The 256-nt window shown below is 66.8% G+C and carries 1 protein-coding gene; it reads right to left on the bottom strand.

Translation table 11 applies throughout. The annotated features are described in order from the left end of the window. Window positions 1-256: outer membrane protein transport protein (locus ACLJNW_RS26555; protein WP_410961557.1), on the bottom strand; the 256-nt coding region annotated here is incomplete at both ends.

Below are 256 nucleotides of genomic sequence, written 5' to 3'. Positions count from 1 at the left end.
ACCGTCTTCAACGGCACCTCCTTGACGAACTGCCGCGAGTAGGCCGCGTCGATCGACAACTCCGGCATCGACTGGAAGCGATAGCCGGCGCCCAGGGAGGCGAAGTAGCGATCGCCGTCGGGAATCCGCGGGTCGCGGGTGGCATTGTGGGTCGGCGTCTGGTCGTAGGCGACCCCGGCGCGCATGGTCCACTGGTCGGTCACCTTGTAGTCGCCGCCCACCGCCAGGGTCCAGGTGTTCCGGTAGGTGTAGGGAA

Source organism: Salmonella sp. SAL4457 (assembly GCF_046548235.1).
Lineage (GTDB): Bacteria > Pseudomonadota > Gammaproteobacteria > Enterobacterales > Enterobacteriaceae > Salmonella > Salmonella enterica.
Note: the sequence above shows the minus strand (reverse complement) of the source record. Positions and strands in the feature narration are given on the sequence as shown.